16 protein-coding genes are annotated in these 14493 nt (G+C 62.9%); 8 read left to right on the forward strand and 8 right to left on the reverse strand.

Annotated elements, in window-relative coordinates; genetic code table 11:
* Position 1 precedes the first annotated feature (1 nt).
* On the reverse strand, positions 2 to 814 hold the full coding sequence (locus tag PCS43_RS14650; RefSeq protein WP_007727618.1) for an FAD:protein FMN transferase: 813 nt from the start codon (positions 812 to 814) through the stop codon (positions 2 to 4).
* Positions 815 to 1024: 210 nt separating this feature from the next.
* Between PCS43_RS14650 and PCS43_RS14655 the strand changes: the two genes are divergently transcribed.
* Positions 1025 to 1183 (forward strand): hypothetical protein, encoded by a 159-nt coding sequence (locus PCS43_RS14655; protein ID WP_155277906.1) that lies wholly within the window; start codon positions 1025 to 1027, stop codon positions 1181 to 1183.
* Between the two features lie 552 nt (positions 1184 to 1735).
* On the forward strand, positions 1736 to 2179 hold the full coding sequence (locus PCS43_RS14660; protein ID WP_003946341.1) for a helix-turn-helix domain-containing protein: 444 nt from the start codon (positions 1736 to 1738) through the stop codon (positions 2177 to 2179).
* Between the two features lie 26 nt (positions 2180 to 2205).
* Here PCS43_RS14660 and PCS43_RS14665 read toward each other — a convergent pair whose 3' ends face one another.
* From PCS43_RS14665 to PCS43_RS14675, 3 genes are read right to left on the reverse strand one after another with little or no spacing between them, the layout of a single operon-like run.
* On the reverse strand, positions 2206 to 3024 hold the full coding sequence (locus PCS43_RS14665) for an ABC transporter permease (protein ID WP_007727621.1): 819 nt from the start codon (positions 3022 to 3024) through the stop codon (positions 2206 to 2208).
* Positions 2984 to 3835: an ABC transporter ATP-binding protein gene (locus tag PCS43_RS14670; RefSeq protein ID WP_007727623.1), complete on the reverse strand. Its 852-nt coding sequence runs from the start codon at positions 3833 to 3835 to the stop codon at positions 2984 to 2986. Before PCS43_RS14670 ends, PCS43_RS14665 begins: the two co-directional genes overlap by 41 nt.
* Position 3836: 1 nt before the next feature.
* Positions 3837 to 4307, reverse strand: a complete 471-nt coding sequence (locus tag PCS43_RS14675; protein WP_007727626.1) for a MarR family winged helix-turn-helix transcriptional regulator — start codon at positions 4305 to 4307, stop codon at positions 3837 to 3839.
* Positions 4308 to 4432: 125 nt separating this feature from the next.
* Between PCS43_RS14675 and PCS43_RS14680 the strand changes: the two genes are divergently transcribed.
* Complete coding sequence (locus tag PCS43_RS14680; RefSeq protein ID WP_007727629.1) at positions 4433 to 4936, forward strand: COG4315 family predicted lipoprotein; 504 nt, start codon at positions 4433 to 4435, stop codon at positions 4934 to 4936.
* A 3-nt stretch (positions 4937 to 4939) separates the two neighbouring features.
* On the opposite strand, the gene PCS43_RS14685 is transcribed toward PCS43_RS14680, so the two are convergent.
* A complete protein-coding gene (locus PCS43_RS14685) occupies positions 4940 to 6262 on the reverse strand; it encodes an NAD(P)/FAD-dependent oxidoreductase (RefSeq protein ID WP_003946361.1) in 1323 nt (440 codons plus the stop codon).
* On the reverse strand, positions 6262 to 7014 hold the full coding sequence (locus PCS43_RS14690; RefSeq protein WP_007727631.1) for an SDR family oxidoreductase: 753 nt from the start codon (positions 7012 to 7014) through the stop codon (positions 6262 to 6264). Before PCS43_RS14690 ends, PCS43_RS14685 begins: the two co-directional genes overlap by 1 nt.
* An 82-nt stretch (positions 7015 to 7096) precedes the next feature.
* Between PCS43_RS14690 and PCS43_RS14695 the strand changes: the two genes are divergently transcribed.
* From PCS43_RS14695 to PCS43_RS14705, 3 genes are read left to right on the forward strand one after another with little or no spacing between them, the layout of a single operon-like run.
* Positions 7097 to 8506: a dihydrolipoyl dehydrogenase family protein gene (locus PCS43_RS14695; RefSeq protein WP_039972850.1), complete on the forward strand. Its 1410-nt coding sequence runs from the start codon at positions 7097 to 7099 to the stop codon at positions 8504 to 8506.
* Positions 8507 to 8535: 29 nt separating this feature from the next.
* A complete protein-coding gene (locus PCS43_RS14700) occupies positions 8536 to 10065 on the forward strand; it encodes a carboxylesterase/lipase family protein (protein WP_007727637.1) in 1530 nt (509 codons plus the stop codon).
* Positions 10062 to 11534 carry a carboxylesterase/lipase family protein gene (locus PCS43_RS14705; protein ID WP_209909602.1) on the forward strand — a complete coding sequence of 491 codons (1473 nt, stop codon included), beginning with the start codon at positions 10062 to 10064 and terminating at the stop codon, positions 11532 to 11534. Before PCS43_RS14700 ends, PCS43_RS14705 begins: the two co-directional genes overlap by 4 nt.
* Before the next feature lie 7 nt (positions 11535 to 11541).
* Here PCS43_RS14705 and PCS43_RS14710 read toward each other — a convergent pair whose 3' ends face one another.
* Both PCS43_RS14710 and PCS43_RS14715 read right to left on the reverse strand, forming a co-directional pair.
* Positions 11542 to 11967: a hypothetical protein gene (locus tag PCS43_RS14710; protein ID WP_003946354.1), complete on the reverse strand. Its 426-nt coding sequence runs from the start codon at positions 11965 to 11967 to the stop codon at positions 11542 to 11544.
* Positions 11964 to 12554, reverse strand: a complete 591-nt coding sequence (locus tag PCS43_RS14715) for a helix-turn-helix domain-containing protein (protein WP_003946400.1) — start codon at positions 12552 to 12554, stop codon at positions 11964 to 11966. The genes PCS43_RS14710 and PCS43_RS14715 overlap by 4 nt, the downstream gene beginning before the upstream one ends.
* A gap of 166 nt (positions 12555 to 12720) precedes the next feature.
* On the opposite strand from PCS43_RS14715, the gene PCS43_RS14720 reads away from it, so the two are divergent.
* Together PCS43_RS14720 and PCS43_RS14725 are read left to right on the forward strand one after the other, a co-directional pair.
* Positions 12721 to 13506 carry an aldolase gene (locus PCS43_RS14720; protein ID WP_030534888.1) on the forward strand — a complete coding sequence of 262 codons (786 nt, stop codon included), beginning with the start codon at positions 12721 to 12723 and terminating at the stop codon, positions 13504 to 13506.
* 33 nt (positions 13507 to 13539) lie between these two features.
* Entirely contained in the window at positions 13540 to 14442 is a 903-nt protein-coding gene (locus tag PCS43_RS14725) for a dihydrodipicolinate synthase family protein (protein ID WP_209909605.1), read from the forward strand.
* Positions 14443 to 14493 lie beyond the last annotated feature (51 nt).

The following is a 14493-nucleotide window of genomic DNA, read 5'->3' on the forward strand; positions in this document are numbered from 1 at the left end:
CTCACGCGGCCGCCGGGCCGAACCAACTTTCCGTTGTGTACACGCGTCCGGATCGGTCGACGAGCCGAGCCCGAAGCTCTTGCTGTTCAACCCATTTGATGGCGCTTATCCCCCGGATCAACGCAGCTTCGCTCGCGGCGTACGCCCACACCGCGTCGTCAGCAATCACCGAGACCTGTGCCCATTCCGTGGAGGGCCGCTCCTGGTTCGGCTCCCAGGAGGGCAGCTCCAGCGCCCGCGCCGTCGCCATCGCGGTTCCGTTGATCAGTTCGACTTCTTCGCTGTCCGGCACCGGAATCTGCCAGCCACCAGCCGGTGCATGGCCGGCCGTGGCGATCACGTCGCCGATCCGCACAGCAACGCCGCATTGTAATTCGGCGGCGACGATCTGCGCGGCGCGATCGACGGTGTCGGCCTTGGCAACTCCGGTGATGTCGAACGACGCACCCCAGGGCGCGTACACCACGTCTCCGTCGAGCTGTACGTCCTCGAACGTCGGGGTCGGGTGCACCGGAGGGATGGATTCGTCCTCGGAGTAGTTGTCGGCAAGCGGATTGACTGCACCGCCGGTCATACGGGCAGCCCACAGCGCCGACCGCAGCAGAGCCGACATACGTCGTGTCACTTTGACCGGAGTTCCCTGAGCGAGGTTGACGGCGTGAATCTCGGCGTCTCCCCGGCGAAGGTCGCAGACCGCTTCGGTTTCGTCGATGGCAGCTGCGATCAACGCGTGCGCAGTAGGCAGCGCAGCGCCCTCGGTGACGTCCACCTCCACGGCGGAATCCCACATCGCCCACTTCTCGACACTGACCATGTCAGTCCTGCCCTTCGAACACACTGTGTTGTAACCAGTATGCGCCGGTCAGCAACCCCCGTGCCATAAAGCGCTTCCGAGGCCGAGGCACACATGCCGCAGGTTGAGCAGCGCACGGCGGGGACTGGATGGTAGATCTGTGCGACAGAATTGCCGCCTGGACTGTCGCCCTCCGTGTGCAAGACGTGTAATCCTCCACATGGTTCTGACATGCACCTGACTGCGACGACGTCGACTACTACTGGCGCAGCGGGCAATTCCGATCCGAAAGACGCAGAGTCGACGCTCGACATGTCCGGCCGGCCGGCTGCGCTTCGAGCCCGGTCCGCCGCAGCAACACGCCCGGGCGGCGCTGATGTCACCGCATGAACCTTATGTCACCGCATGAAAAATGGGGACCGACGAGAAACACTGTGTTCCAACGTCGATGACATACCAATCGGCCGCTTTCAATGCGCGTCACTTTCGCAGGTGGACACACCTGAGCGCTCACTCTCGAGTGCAGCAAAATACGGGCCCACCACTGCGCGCGAGCGTCGAGCAGAGCACCGAGAAGAAGTCCCGAACACGCGGCGCGCCAACCGCCGGCACGACGACGCCCGGTGCCCGGCGGCAGCGCTTCGCACGTTACAGACCGAGCAGGAATGCATCGACACAAAATGGATAGGACCGGCTGAAAGAACCTGCAGCACAATGGCGTAACCACCACCGTTCGGCTTATACGCTACCGCCGTACACCTTGGCAAAACGAACGGTCAGTACGCGGCGAAAATCACATACTTTACAAAGTCTTTGGAATTTTTCTGCGCCAAATATCCGCAGGTGAAAGGACTTTCGACCAGAGTCCAGAATAACCGTGTCGTCTACTATGTGAAAACTGCGAAGTAGCTGTGACGCTGGGTCACGCTCGAGGGAGGAATTGTGACCGATTCATTCAAGGACCGTTTGAACGCCTTGTACCCGGCCACAGCACCGAGACTCACCAACGCACAAGTTGTGGAAGCCCTTTCGCAACGTGGATGCAAGATTTCGACACCGTACCTCTCGCAACTCCGGAGCGGTGTGCGCACGAATCCATCGGAGCAAGTCGTTTTGGCATTGGCCGATTACTTCGGCGTGGCAGCAGAGTACTTCTTCGGCCCGACACCTCGCCAAGATCCCGAACTGATTCCGGAAGAAGACCGTTCGGTTGTCGAGGAGTTCCACGACAGCGAATTACGTTCTCTGGCCATAAAAGCGGTCGATCTCTCCCCTGAATCGCAGGACTTGCTCTCATCGATTGCGGAGAAACTTCGCTCGTCCGAAGGACTCCCGGCCGTCCCTCCGGATTGCAGCACCTACACCCCACCGTTCACTCGCGACTAGTCCGGAGCGAAGTTCAGCGAGTCAGATCAGCGAGTCAAGCGGCCCAATAGTGCCGAAGCTGTGATGATTCCGAGCAGCGCGGCCCCGATCAGCACGCCGAAGTCGACGAGGTAGTCGGTCGGCATTCCGATCAGCAGACCGCGCAGCGCTGACACCTCGTAACTCAGCGGATTGATGCGACTGAGCCACTGAACCCACGTCGGCATGAGTTCGACCGGGTACAGAGCGTTGGACGCGAAGAACAACGGCATGGTGATCGCCTGGCCGATGCCCATCAATCGATCTCGTTTGAGCACGATCCCCGCGATCGCAACCGACAGACAGGCGAAGAACGCCGAGCCGAGGACAACGACAGCCACGACGCCGAGCAACTTGATCGGGTTCCACGTCATGCTCACGCCCAGCAGCGCCGCTACAACGACTACGACCACGGCCTGGGCGACCGCACGGATACCGGCCGCAAATGCCTTTCCGGTGACCAGCGCGGCTCGTGGCGTCGGCGTCACCATGAGTTTGGTGAGGACTCCCGCGTCACGCTCCCAGATGATCTGGATTCCGTAGAAGATCGCAACAAAAAGCGCGGACTGCGCAATGATGCCCGGCGCGAGAAAGTCGAGATACGGTACGTCGCCAGTCGGGATCGCTCGGATATGACTGAACGTCTGACCGAAGATCACCAACCAGAGGATCGGCTGGATTGCGCGCGTGACCAATTCAGATCGGTCGTGCCGCAACTTCTGAACTTCCACGAGGCAGAATGTGTAAATTCTCGAGAGCAATCGAGCAAGACTGTTGGTAGTGGGATCAGCCCAAGCGGCGCGCTGTGCGACGGGCACTGCGGACATCGTGGAGACCTCCTGACTTGTCGCCGGTGAGATCGTCGCCGGTGTAGTGACGGAACACGTCTTCGAGAGTGACCTCCGGCCCCAGTTCGGCGGCCAACGCGCTCGGCTCGCCCACCGCACGAAGTTCACCGTGATGCATCAACGCAACACGATCACACAACTCCTCCGCTTCTTCCATGTAGTGCGTCGTGAGCAGCACAGTCATGCAGTACTGCTTCTGCATCTCCGCCACTCGCTGCCAGACGGATTCGCGGGCAATGGGATCCAGCCCCACCGTCGGTTCGTCGAGCACCAGCAACGACGGTCGGTTCACCAGCGCCTGCGCAAGTTCGAGACGTCGCACCATACCGCCGGAGAAGCTCGACGCGAGACGCTCACCTGAATCGAGCAGATCCACCATCTCGAGCGCCTGGTCGACGCGCTCGCGTCGTTCGGACCGCGGAACGTCGTACAGTCGCGCGAACCAGGTCACGTTCTCGCGTGCGGTCAATGCGCTTTCGATCGAGAGCTGTTGTGGCACGTACCCGAGGTAGCGCCGAATGGTCATCGCTTCGCTGCGAACGGAGCGACCGAGAATCCGAATGTCACCGTCTTGCAGAGGAAGTAACGTGTTGAGCAACCTGATCGTCGTAGTCTTTCCTGCGCCGTTGGGACCGAGCAGGCCGAAACACTCCCCCGCATTGATGACCAGACTCAGGTTGTCCACCGCGCGGTGGTCGCCGAACTTGTATGTAACCGAGTCGATCTCGACCGCGTGTGCGCCGGGGTCGGGTGAACCTGCCGCTCGGCTCTTCCACCACTGTGTCAGCATCTCACTGCCCCCCGCCTTCCGATCCGGCTGCTGCCAGAGCGCTCGCCAATCGAGACAGGGCCGGTAGAGCAGCCTCGATACTTGCCCTGTCCTCTGCGGTCAGAGTCGACAATGCCTGACCGACAATCACACTCCGGCGATCACGCCACACCTCGACGCGGGCGCGCGCCTCGTCCGCGAGCACCAATCGCGCGACGCGGCGGTCGGCCTCGTCGGCAACGCGTTCGATCACTCCCTCGTCGACGAGCTGCCGCACCAAGGTGGACACCGTGTTTGCCGCGACACCCAATCGCCCGGCAGCCTCGGCCACCGACAGACCCGGGTTGCGTCGTAGCAGCCTGACGAGTTCGATCTGGGCGCCGGCGAGCGGTCGTTCCGCAAACGGCCGCCCCGACGCCTTCCTCGTGCCCCGGCGCAATTGTCCGAGCGTCTCCAGGACGTCATCCGCAAGATTTGCTCCGCTTCCATCCACAACCTCACAATAGCTCTGTAACAGAGCTATTGTCGAGGAATCCGGACGCCCGGCGTTTTCAGCTCGTCCGCAACGGGTATCCCCGATTGCTTGTCCCGAGCACTCCCGCCCAGAACGGAGACGTCATGCGCAGACAGTGGTTGTTCGCGACAGTTGCGAGTACCGCCCTGATCCTCACCGGTTGCTCGCCCGACGCCCTCGATTCCGGGGACAGCGCAGACAACGTCACTGCCATTTCGACGTCGCTGTCGCCACCCGCCGCCGCTGATGCACCCCTGCTGAAGACCGCCGACTCCCCACTCGGGACGATCGCCGTCGACGGCGAAGGCATGACCGTCTACGTCTACAACCCGGACGAGGAGAACTCACAAGCCGGGTCGTGCGACGAAGCGTGCCTGCGTTACTGGCCGGCGGTCACCTCGGTCACGGATTCGCCGATCGTCGAAGGAATCGACGCTGTCATCGGTACCATCGACGGGCCGGAAGGATCTTTCCAGATCACCGTCAACGGCAAGCCCGTCTATCGGTACCTCGACGACAAGGTTCCCGGCGACATGCTCGGACAGAGCGTCGGCAGCCTGTGGTGGATGATCGACACCGCCGGAAACCCCGTGTTCAAGACCGAGTAACCCTCAGTTGTACGGCTGCCGAGCGGTTTCGGGGTCGCCGTACGTGATTGCCCGTTCCCGACGCGTCTTCGACGCCAGGGTTGCGCCCCAGTTCAGCACCGTGCTGGCGCGATTGCGGAACCCCGCGAGGAACGCGATGTGGATGATTCCCCAGGACACCCATCCGATGAACCCGGACAACTGGACCGGCCCTGCCTGAAGCAACGCGTGGCGTCGCGAAATGTAGGCCGCGGTTCCAAGATCGCGGTACTTGAACGGTTTTCGGCTGGGCACTCCGTTTTCTACGGTTGCAGCGATCCGGGCACCGGCGTGCCGACCACCCTGCATCGCGACCTCGGCCACCCCGGCAAGTTTGTCCCGCGACATGAGGTCGCCCACCACGTAGACGTTCGGGTGGCCGGGAACGGTCAGATCGGCTTCCACCTCGATGCGGCCACCGCCGACCTGCTTCACACCCAGCGCCGTGGCCAGTGCCTCGGCGAACGGCACTGCTTCGACGCCCGCGGTCCACAGAATCGTGCGGGTCTCGTACTGCCGCTTCTCTTTTGTCTTCTTGTCCGTCGTCTCGATGCTGGTCTCGCACACGTCGGTGACGTGCACGCCGAGGTGAGTCTCGACGCCGATCCCGTCGAGAGTACGTTTGGCGGCGGCCGAGAGCTTGCGACTGAACGAAGGGAGCACCCGATCGTCGCCGTGGAAGAGCAGTACCCTTGCCTCGTCAGGGTCGATGGACCGGAACTCGTTGGTGAGCGCGTGCATCGCCAATTCGCGGATCTGTCCGGCTAATTCGACGCCGGTGGGTCCGCCGCCCGCCACGGCGAATGTCAGCCACGGTCGACGTTCTTCCGCAGTCGGGAGCGATTCGGCCATCTCGAACGCAGCAATGAGACTGCGCCTGATCGCCAAAGCGTCGTCGAGGGTTTTCATGCCGGGCGCCCATTTGATGAACTCGTCCTGGCCGTGGTAGGACTGGCGCATTCCAGCCGCCACGATCAGGTAGTCGTACGGCAATTCGAAGGTCGACCCGTCGAAGCGACTGGCAGTCAGTATCCCGGCGTCGGCGTCCACCGACTTGGCCTCGCCCAGAACGACGTTCGTGTTCTTGTTGTCCTCGAGCAGATGTCGCAGCGGACTTGCGATCTGCCCTTCGGAGAGCAGACCCGTGGCGCACTGGTAGAGCAGGGGCTGGAAGACGTGGCTGGTCCCTCGGTCGATCAGAACCACCTCGACGTCAGCCTTCTTGAGTCGTCTCGCTGCATACAGTCCACCGAAGCCGCCACCGACGATCACTACCCGGGGCTTACCGTTCGAGATGTGGATGCTCATCAGACAAACCTCGCTGTCACGGAGTTGGGCAGGAATCGTAGGGCCGCATCTATCCCTTGCCACTTGAGGCCGGGTAGCGCCGCTCGGGTGGTTTCCTTCTCGATAGCGTCGACCATGGCACTGACGCCTTCGTCCAGACTGGCCATGAGCGCAGCGTCGTCGCCGGCGCCGGCGGACATGTCGGTCTTGATGAAGCCCGGCAGCAGCGTGGTGACCCGAATAGGTGTGCGCGCCAACTCGATACTGAGCGCCTCACCCAGCGCCGCTACTCCCGCCTTGCTCGCCGAATAGGCCGCTTTTGGCCCGGGTAGCCCCCGATCCGCGCTTATCGAGGACACGAGAACCAGGTGTCCGGAGTCCTGCGCGCGGAAGATCTCGAGCGCAGCTTCACACTGCGACAGCGCGCCGACAAAATTCGTCTGCGCTGTTGCAAGATTCGCGTGCGCTTTTCCGGTTCCGATCTTGGCGCCCTTGCCGAGCCCGGCGTTCACGATCACCCGGTCCAGGCCACCCAACTCGTCGCGCAGCTCACCGAAAACCCGGACGACGGAATCGTGTTCGGTCACATCGAGTTCGCGCACTGCGACGCTGATCGACGGGTACTGCGCCACCAGCTCCCCACGCAGCGTGTCGAGACGATCCGTCCGCCGGGCACACAACGCGAGGTCGCGACCGGCCGCGGCGAATCTCCTGGCCATCTCCTCACCCAGACCCGAACTGGCACCGGTGATCAAAATCTTCTGCCGCGTCATGAGTGCAACTGTAACCATCATCGAGTTCTCGTACCCGGCGGTAACCGAGCGAACTCGGACCGATCCGACATACCGTGGAGCAATGACCGACGAATTCGATGTCATCGTGATCGGCGGTGGACCCGCCGGCGAGAACGCCGCCGCATACGCCATCGCCGGAAGTAATCGCACCGCCGCAATCGTGGAACACGAACTGGTCGGCGGTGAATGCTCGTATTGGGCCTGTATGCCCAGCAAGGCACTACTGCGCCCGGGGCAGGTCCTCGAGGCGGCCGACGCCTTGCCCGGGATCCCGGCCGGACCGCTGGACGTCGATGCCATTCTGAAACGGCGCGACTCGTTCACCCACAACCACGACGACTCGTCCCAGGTCGACTGGGCAACCTCCGCGGGCATCACCGTGATCAAAGGCCACGGGGTCATCGACGGCGAGCGAGCAGTGACCGTCGACGGGACCCGTAAGCTCCGTGCCCGCCAGGCCGTCGTACTCGCCACGGGAACGACCGCCACCGTCCCGAAGACACCGGGATTGCGCGAGGCACTCCCGTGGACCTCGCGCGATGCGACCAACCTGCACGAGGTTCCGTCGCGAGTGGCGGTCATCGGCGGCGGAGTGGTCGCAACGGAGTGCGCAACGTGGTTGTCGTCGTTCGGCGCTCGCGTGACGTTGCTCGTGAGGGGCGATGCTCTGTTGAAATCAGCAGAACCGTTTGCCGGAACTATGGTGGCCGAAGCACTCGGCGCCCGCGGTGTGGACGTTCGACTGAGCACTGCCGTCAATTCGGTCTCACGCCCCGATGCCAAGGACACCGGCGAAGGTCACATCCACGGTGGACCCGTCAGCATCGAGACATCGTCCGGCGTGATCGAAGTCGACGAGGTCATCGTCGCGGCGGGCCGCGGCCCGACCTCAGCCGATCTCGGCTTGTCCGTCATCGGCCTCGAGGACGGCAAGTACGTCACCACTGACGATCACCTCTGCGCCCAAGGTGAATGGCTCTACGCAGTCGGCGACATCAACGGTCGTTCTCCCCTCACCCACATGGGCAAGTATCAGGCGAGAGTCTGCGGAGACGTCATCGCCGCGCGGGCCGAGAGTCGCGGGCTCAGTGGACCTCGGTACACCGCGTCGGCGGACAACGGACAGGTCCCCCAGGTGGTGTTCACCTCACCCGAGATCGCCTGGGTGGGACGCACCGAGAAGAAAGCTCGCGACGACGGCTACGACGTCGAAGTCGTGGAGATCGAACTCGCCGTCGCGGGATCTTCGCTGCTGCGCGACGACTACTCGGGGCGCGCGAAGTTGGTGATCGACAAGGCCACCGACGTGATCCTCGGCGCTACCTTCGCCGGGCCCGAAGTATCCGAGCTGGTGCATGCGGCGACAATCGCGGTCGTCGGCGCCGTACCACTGGAAACTCTCTGGCATGCGGTGCCCTCGTATCCGACGGTCAGTGAAGTCTGGCTTCGATTGCTGGAGGCTCGCCGCTGACGCGCTCCCGAAGTACGTATAGTCGCGACATGGCGTCCGACATACTTGTGACCACGGCCGACGGCACCCTGCGCGGCCGCCGGGTGGGAAAACTTCGTGCCTGGCGCGGAATTCCCTACGCCCGGCCGCCGGTCGGAACACTGCGTCTGACGCGACCCCAGCCGGTCACGCCGTGGACCGGAGAACGCGACGCGACCAGGTTCGGCGACGCGTCTGTCCAACACAAGAAGGGGCTGTTGCTCGCGCCCGGGAAGTACCAGCCGAGCAGCGAGGACTGCCTGACGCTCAACGTGCTCGCCCCCGCGAACACCGGCAATACTCCGCGTCCCGTCATGGTTTTCATCCACGGTGGGGCAAACACCATCGGGACCTCGGCCACCGGCTTGTACTCGGGCGTGTCCCTCGTCGAACGCGGCGACGTCGTCTACGTCTCGATCAACTACCGACTCGGCGCTCTGGGCTACCTCGATTTCACCCCGTTCTCCACATCCGAGCGCGTATTCGACTCCAACCTCGGACTGCGCGATCAGGTCGCGGCCCTGCAGTGGGTGCAACGCAACATCGCCGCCTTCGGTGGGGATCCTGAAAAAGTCACGATTTTCGGTGAATCCGCCGGAGCCACCGCCGTCACCACCCTGATGGCGACTCCGGCCGCCAAGGGACTCTTTGCCGGCGCTATCGCCGAGAGTTCGGCTCCGGATCTGGTCTCGAGCACGCAGCGATCGCATGCCTGGGGCGCGCGTTTCGTCGAGATCCTCGATTCCGGCCTACCACCCGCGAAGGCCCTGACCTCGGCGACAGCCGTCGAATTGGGCAGAGCCGGAAGCAGACTGGGCGCCGAGGTACTCGCGAACACACCTGGACTACATCCCTTCGGACCGGTCGTCGACGGCGACTTCCTCCCCCGCTCCCCCTTGGACGCATTCAAAGAAGGATCGGCACACCAGGTGCCGATGATCATCGGCACCAACAGACGGGAGGGGACGCTGTTCCCGAAGGTGCTCGACGCACTTCCGACCAACCCGTCGCGCATCGACACCATGTTTGCCCTCACCGATCCCGAGGCCGGGAAGCGCATCCTCGCGACCTATCCCGGCTACCCGGACGAGCAGTCCGCGATCGACGTCGGCGGAGACGTCACGTTCTGGCACCCGTCCGTGGAGTTGATGCAAGCGCACGCACAATCGGCGCCGACGTACGCCTACCGATTCGACTTCGCGCCGACGATGATGCGCTGGCTCGGCCTCGACGCCACACACGGATTCGAGATGTTTGCAGTCTTCGGCATCGGTGACACCCTTGTCGGGCGCGGCCTCACCCTTCCCGGCGGTCGACGCGGACTGCGCGCAGTCACCGAATCTGTTCAGGGACACTGGCTTCACTTCGCCGAGCACGGCTCGCCGCGCGGATCGTGGCCGCGCTACGAGGGGCAGGAGCGTCGGACCATGATCTTCGACGAGATCGTCCGCGTCGAGAACGATCCCAGACGTGAACAACGCTTGGCCTGGGCGGGATACAGCGGTTACCGTAGCCACGGCACCGACATCTCCCTACCGTGACGAGCCCCCTCGAGATCACTCTCGATTCCGGGGTCGTACGCGGGCGCCTCGATCGAGGACTGCGCACCTGGCGAGCAATCCCCTACGCAACGGCCCCGACCGGTCCTCGGAGATTTCGCGCACCGCAGCCGGTCGAGGCTTGGCATGGTGTCCGCCCGGCGGAAGCATTCGGCTCTCCGTCTCCGCAGCGCAAGAGCAATTTCGACGAGAACTCACTCTTCGTCAATGTCGTGGCTCCGCAGGTACCGTCGGATTCGTTGCGACCGGTCATGGTTTTCATTCACGGCGGCGCGTACAACGGCGGGAATCCGTCGACGCCCATGTACCGCGGAACGAGCCTGGTCGAACGTGGCGACATCGTCTACGTCTCGATCCAATATCGTCTCGGCGCGTTGGGCTACCTCGATTTCAGTGAATATTCCACTGCGGAAAGATCATTCGAGACGAACCTCGGATTGCGCGATCAGATCGCCGCGATGACGTGGGTCCAACGCAACATCGCCGCTTTCGGCGGCGACCCGAACGCCGTCACCGTCTTCGGTGAATCGTCCGGCGCCAACGCGGTCACCACTCTGATGGCAACGCCGGCGGCACGAGGGCTGTTCGCCCGGGCCATCGCTCAAAGTCCGCCGGCTGCTTCGGCATACGGAAAAGTGCGAGCGCACCGTTGGGCACGCGAGTTCCTCGAGATCGCACAGGCTCCGGATACCGATCCGGGATCGTGGCTGCGCTCCGCTTCGGTGAAGGACCTGGTCGCTGCCGGCGAAGAACTTACGCGCCGCGGCGCGGACGAAGAACCCGGAACGCGGGCATTTGCCCCCGTGGTGGGTGACGACGTCCTTCCCGAACACCCGCTCGACGTGTTCGCCGCCGGACGCGCCCACCCCGTTCCGCTGCTCGTCGGTTCGAATCTCCACGAGGGAAGAATCTTCCCGCGCGTTCTCGACATCTTGCCTACCGACCCGGTTCGGATCGAGAAGATGTTCTCCCACACCACCCCTGAAGTGAAAGCACGTGCGCTCGCGGCGTATCCCACGTATCCGCACCGGTTTGCTGCCGCAGATCTCGGCGGCGACATCACGTTCTGGGAGCCCGCGATACTCTGCGCACAGGGTCATTGCCAGGTAGCTCCTACCTACAGTTACCGCTACGATTTTGCGCCTCGCCTGCTCAGACTCGTCGGCATGGGCGCTACCCACGCCACCGAATTGCTTGCGGTCTTCGGGCGTTCGGATGCACTCACCGCGGCCTTGACCGCGGTCGGTGGGCGCCGCGGACTGACTGCGGTGACCTCCACCATGCAGCGCCACTGGATCCATTTCGCCCGCCACGGAGTCCCGGACCGGGATTGGCCCGCCTACTCCGTACCGGAGCGGCAAACAATGATCTTCGACGAGACGTCCCGAGTAGAGAACGACCCGATGGGTGAGCGTCGACGGGCTTGGATCGGCTACGAGCACAGGCGCTGAAGCCCGATCAGAAGAACTGACCTTTCACGAAACCTGCGAGTAGGACGGCAAATCCGCCCACCTCACCGAGGATCAGCAGAAACATCCCGAGGTGCAGGGGCGGACCGGCGGACTCGAACTGATTGTCGGTGTCCTTCATCGCACCGTGAGCGATGTAGCTGAATATCGCTGCGAGAAAGAAGAACACGACCACTGCGGCACTGGTCAGGTTGATCCACGTCGGCCACGCACTGAGTTCGACGAACACCGCGATCAGCAGCGTCGCAAACGAGTACATCAGGGCAGCGCGGTGTGCGATGTCGACATACGGATGGGCGAGGTGATTGTCCGAAGTGGCCATCTGTCGGTATTTCCAGATTCCCAGGCACAGGGAGAGAAGGAAGATCAGACCGGCCGCGAGAAGCGTCAGTGTCGTGTCGATCCCCAGCGTCATCTGCCCACCCCGCAGTGCGTTTCCAGCGAGTCACCGCTGGGTGATCCAGCCGAAGGCTTGTCGTAGACGACAACCAGCACCACCGCACGATCCGCCGACACCGACCGCATCCGGTGCGGCGTATTCGCGTCGAAGTACAAGCTGTCGCCGGCGTCGAGGTGCATCGTCTGCCCGGGGATTTCGAATTCTACGGATCCGGAATGTACGAACACGAACTCCTCTCCCGTGTGGTCCATGAACTTGGGACCCATCACCGAGGCCGGATGAACCACGAACGGCTGCATGGCCTTTCCGACCAGTGAGGGCGCGATCGGATCGTAGACGGAAGACTGCACGGAGTTGGCCGGGTCGATCACGCGGTCCTTCGCGCGCACGATCGTCATGGCATTTCCCTCCATACTGTCCGAGAACAGTTGCCCCACATCGGCGTCGAGCACACGCGCAATCTTGAGTGCCACCGCGATCGACGGGGTACTGATACCCCGCTCGACCTTGGAGAGATAGCTCTTCGTCAGACCGGTCTGCTCGGCCAGGCCCTCGAGCGTCAGACCGGCGCGACGCCGATGTGTTCGCAAAAACGCTGCCATTCGGTTCCCCTCACGAGACTTTGTGTCATCACCCTACCAATACATTGACCTGCGTCGATCAGCGATGCAGGAATCGAGGGTTGCACATTTCCGTCCTATATGACACTTTGTGTCTTATAGGTGACTGAATGTCATTGATTTCCGGGTCCCGAGAAAGGCACACCCCATGACCGACACGATGCATGCGAGCAAGCAGGAACTCATGGCCACCGCCGAGACGAAGATGCTCACCGAAGTAACGACAGGTAGTTGGACTCTTCGACAGAAGATCGCACTGACCTGCCGGGCACTGTCGGACGCCGGCCACGACTCCGGCCTTGCCGGACAGATCTCCGCCCGCGGTGGGCAGCCAGGAACGTTTGTCACACAGCGACTCGGCCTCGGGTTCGACGAGATCACCGAGGACAACCTCCTGCTCGTCAACGAGGATCTCGAAGTCCTCGACGGGGAGGGCATGCCGAACCCCGCCAACAGGTTCCACAGTTGGATCTACCGCGCACGACCCGACGTCAACTGCATCGTCCACACACACCCACTACATGCGACGGCGCTGTCGATGCTCGAGATTCCCCTCGTCGTCTCCCAAATGGACATCGCGCCGCTCTACGACGACTGCGCATTTCTCGCCGACTGGCCCGGGGTTCCCGTGGGAAACGAGGAGGGCGAGATCATTTCGGCTGCACTCGGCGACAAGCGGGCAATTCTGCTCGCCCACCACGGCCAACTCGTCGTCGGCAACACGGTCGAAGAGGCATGCTCTCTCGGGCATCTGATCGAGCGAGCGGCCAGACTGCAGTTGCTGGCGATGGCTGCCGGAGACATCAAGCCGCTACCGCCTCGCCTGGCGAAGGAGGCACACGATTGGACACTGACTCCTCGGCGCAGCGAGGCGAACTTCGCTTACTACGCCCGTCGCGCTCTCCGCAATCATCCCGACACACTGACCAACTGACTTTTGTTTCCCACCAACAGAACTGAGAGCCTCATGAGCAGCACCATCAAGGGAATCGTCGCCTATCCCATCACCCCGTTCGACCGGGACACCGGAGCATTCGACCCCAAGCCGCTACACACGCTCCTCGACAGCATGATCAGCAGTGGTGTCGACGCGATAGCCCCACTCGGCAGTACGGGCGAGAGCGCCTATCTCGACGATGCAGAGTGGGAGACGGTAGCTCGGGAGACTGTCGACTACGTCGACCGCCGAGTCCCCACCGTCGTCGGAGTGTCGGATCTGACGACGACGGGAGCACTCCGCCGAGCATCGATCGCGGCAGACGCCGGAGCCGACGCAATGATGATCCTCCCCACGTCGTACTGGCATCTGGGTGAGCAGGAGATTCGTGAACACGTCACCGCGGTGGCCGATTCCGTCGACATTCCCACGATGATCTACAACAATCCGGCCACCACCGGGATCGACATGTCGCCGGAGTTTCTCGTCGATCTCGTCTCCACCGTCGACGGCATCACGATGATCAAGGAATCCACCGGCGACATCACCCGGATGAACCGCATCAACGAACTGAGCGGTGGCACGATCCCCTTCTTCAACGGCAGCAATCCTCTTGCACTGCAATCTTTCTCTGCCGGTGCAAGCGGATGGTGCACGGCAGCCCCGTGTCTGGCCCCCGAACAGGTGGTGCACTTCTGGCGTCTACTCGAATCCGGTGATCGGTCGGGTGCCGCCGCTGTGTTCGAACAGATCGAGCCGCTACTGAAGGTCCTCGTCAGTCGCGGACTGCCGTCGACGGTCAAAGCCGGGTTGGAATCTCTCGGCATCGACGCCGGCCTTCCCCGCCGGCCGCTGCTGTCCCTCGACGACAACACCAGGACAGCTTTGTCCGACGCTCTGTCGGTGGCTCGCGGTGTAATCGTCGCGTCGTGACCTGACGTGGGAGTGGGTTCCGGCAAGATGGGATGCACACCGACCGAAGGA

Origin of the sequence: Rhodococcus sp. C-2 (genome assembly GCF_027854095.1) — a bacterium.
GTDB lineage: Bacteria > Actinomycetota > Actinomycetes > Mycobacteriales > Mycobacteriaceae > Rhodococcus_F > Rhodococcus_F qingshengii.